Below are 3,365 nucleotides of genomic sequence, written 5' to 3'. Positions count from 1 at the left end.
GTCGCCGCCACTCCGGGCGGGACGGCCGCCGCCGGGCCGGACGTCAGCGCGAGCAGGGACAGGACGGCGTCCGCGGTCCGCGCTGCGGAGGCGAGGTCGTCGGCGGTCGGGTCGTCGAGGCGCGTGAACGCGGCGCCATCCGCGGTGAGGGCTGCCGCGACCTCGTCACCCAGGAGGGCTTCACCGGCCGGGACGGCCAGCAGCCAGTGCCCCGGAAGCGTCGCGGCCGTGGCGCGGGCCGGTTCCCAGGTCACCCGGTAGCGCCATCCGTCCACAACGGACTGATCGCCTTGCTGCCGTCGCCAGGACGACAACGCCGGGAGCAAGGCGGTCAAGGACGCGCGCTGGTCCTCGTCGATCGACAGGGCCCCAGCCAGCTCACCGACGTCCTCGCGCTCGACCGCGGACCAGAACGCCGTGTCCGCCGCGGGGGCGGCCGCCGCTTCGAGCCAGTAGTGCTCGTGCTGGAAGGCGTACGTGGGGAGGTCCACGCGCCCGGCGGGCGGGAAGACCGCGCCCAGGTCGGCCGGCGCGCCGTGCGCGAACAGCGTCGCCAGTGCGGTCAGCGCCGCCTCGCCGTCGGGGCGGTCCCGCCTCAGGGACGGGACCACCACCGCGTCCGGCACGGTGTCGCGGGCCATCGAGCTGAGAACGCCGTCCGGGCCCAGCTCCAGGAAGATGCCCACCCCGGCGGCGGCCAAAGTGGAAATGCCGTCGGCGAACCGGACCGCTTCGCGGACGTGGCGGACCCAGTAGTCCGCCGTGAACGACTCGGCGAGAGCACCGCTCACATTCGAGAGCACCGGTATCCGCGCCGGGTGGTAGGTGACCTTGTCGGCGGCCGCGCGGAACTCGTCGAGCATCGGGTCCAGGTGCGGCGAGTGGAACGCGTGGCTGACGCTGAGCCGCTTGGTCCGGACGCCCCGGTCCGCGAACGTTGCGGTGACGGCCAGAACATCGGGCTCGTCGCCGGAGACGACCACCGATGCCGGGCCGTTGACGGCGGCGATCGCCACCCGATCGCTCAGGAGCGGCCGAACCTCGGCCTCCGGCGCCGCGATCGACACCATGGCGCCGCCCTTCGGCAGCGCCTGCATGAGCGCGGCACGGGCCGCCACGAGCAGGCAGGCGTCTTCGAGCGAGAACACCCCGGCGACGTGCGCCGCGGCCAGCTCCCCGATCGAGTGCCCGGCGACGAACGACGGCCGCACACCCCACGACTCGAACAGCCGGTACAGCGCGACCTCGACGGCGAACAGCGCGGGCTGGGTGAACCCGGTCTCGTCCAGGCCCGGCGCGTCCCCGAACACGACGTCCCGCACCGGCACGGTGAACTCGGCGCAGATCTCGTCGAACGCGTCCGCGTAGACCGGGTACCGGTCGTACAGCTCACGGCCCATGCCGGCCCGCTGCGCGCCCTGGCCGGTGAACAGCACCGCCAGCTTGCCCGGTGCCGCCGTACCGCGGACGACCCCGGGTGCGGGTTCCCCGGCGGCCAGCGCGTGCAACCCGGACAGCAGCTCGGCCCGGCTGCTGCCGAGCACGACCGCGCGGTCGTCGAACCGGGCGCGGGCGAGCAGCGCTCCGGCCACCGCCGCCGGGGCGGCGTCGACGGCGGCCAGCTTGCGGGCCTGGGCTCGCAACGCCGGTTCGCCCTTCGCCGACAGTGCCCAGGCGACCACCGGCGGCTCGGGAACCACGGCAGGTGCCGAGGCCGGTTCCGCGGGCAGTTCCAGGATGGCGTGCGCGTTGGTGCCGGAGATGCCGAACGCCGAGACGCCGGCCCGGCGCGGGCGATCCACCGACGGCCACGGGCGCTGCGCGGTGAGCAGCTCGACCGCCCCGGACGCCCAGTCGACCCGGGTCGAGGGTGCGTCGACGTGCAGGGTCTTCGGCAGCACGCCGTGGCGCATGGCCATGACCATCTTGATCACCCCGGCCACGCCCGCAGCCGACTGCGTGTGCCCGAGGTTCGACTTCAGCGAACCGAGCCACAGCGGCGTCGACCGGTCCTGGCCGTAGGTGGCCAGCACCGCCTGCGCCTCGATGGGGTCGCCCAAGGTGGTTCCGGTGCCGTGCGCCTCGACGGCGTCCACATCGGACGGTGCCAGGCCCGCGTTCGCCAGCGCCGCGCGGATCACCCGCTGCTGCGACGGCCCGTTCGGCGCGGTCAGGCCGTTCGACGCGCCGTCGGAGTTGACCGCCGAGCCGCGCAGGAGCGCGAGGACCTCGTGGCCGTTGCGCCGCGCGTCCGACAGCCGTTCCAGGACGACCATGCCCGCGCCTTCGCTCCAGCCGGTGCCGTCGGCGGCGTCCGCGAAGGCCTTGCACCGGCCGTCCGCGGACAGCCCGCGCTGGCGGCTGAACTCGACGAAGATGTCCGGCGTGCCGAGGATCGCGACGCCGCCGGCCAGCGCCAGGTCGCATTCGCCCGCCCGCAGCGCCTGCCCGGCCAGGTGCAACGCGACCAGCGACGACGAACACGCCGTGTCCACGGTGACCGCGGAGCCCTCCAGCCCGAGGTGGTAGGCGACGCGCCCGGACAGCACGCTGCCCGCGTTGCCGGTGAGCAGGTGCCCTTCGACGCCGTCCGCGGCCGGCGCTCCGGCCGCGTACCCGGAGTGGGCGGCGCCGACGAACACGCCGGTGTTGCTGCCGCGCAGCGTGCCCGGGTCGAGGCCCGCCCGTTCGATGGCCTCCCACGAGACTTCCAGGAGCAGCCGCTGCTGCGGGTCCATGGCCAGGGCTTCGCGTGGTGAGATGCCGAAGAACCCGGCGTCGAACCGGGCGGCGCCGGGCAGGAAGCCGCCCCCGGTGGCGTAGAACGTCCCCGGGTGCGCCGGGTCCGGGTGGTAGAGCTCGGCGACGGGCCAGCCGCGGTCGGCCGGGAAGCCGCCGATGGCGTCGCGGCCCTCGGCGACCAGCCGCCACAGGGCGTCGGCGGAGTCGACGTCGCCCGGGAAGCGGCAGCTCATCGCGACGATGGCGATCGGATCGTCGCCGGGGACGCGGGCCGCCGGGACCACCGGGGCCACCGGGGCCGCGGCGGACTCGGTGCCGGCCAGCAGGAACTCGGCCAGCACCGCGGGGTTCGGGTAGTCGAAGACGAGCGTGGCGGGCAGCGTGCGGCCGGTGGCGGTGGCGAGCCGGTTGCGCAGCTCCACCGCGGTCAGCGAGTCGAACCCGGCGTCCTTGAACGCCCTCGCCGGGTCGACCGTTTCGGGGCTCGCGTGGCCCAGCACCGCCGCGACGTGCTTGCGGACCAGATCCAGGAGCTTTCCGCGGGCTTCTTCGGCGTCGAGCCCGGCCCAGTTTTCGGTGGCGACGGCGACTCGTGCGGCGCGGCGGACCGGCGTACGCACGAG

Annotated in this window: 1 protein-coding gene; it reads right to left on the bottom strand. The window is 74.9% G+C overall.

The genetic code is table 11. The features are described 5' to 3' along the window. Positions 1-3,365 (bottom strand): type I polyketide synthase (locus CCN39_RS35025; protein ID WP_143264268.1); only part of this gene is annotated, 3,365 nt, incomplete at both ends.

The organism is Amycolatopsis kentuckyensis (assembly GCF_002155975.1).
GTDB lineage: Bacteria > Actinomycetota > Actinomycetes > Mycobacteriales > Pseudonocardiaceae > Amycolatopsis > Amycolatopsis kentuckyensis.
The sequence above is the reverse complement of the archived record's forward strand: the minus strand, read 5'-3'. Positions and strand labels throughout refer to the sequence as shown.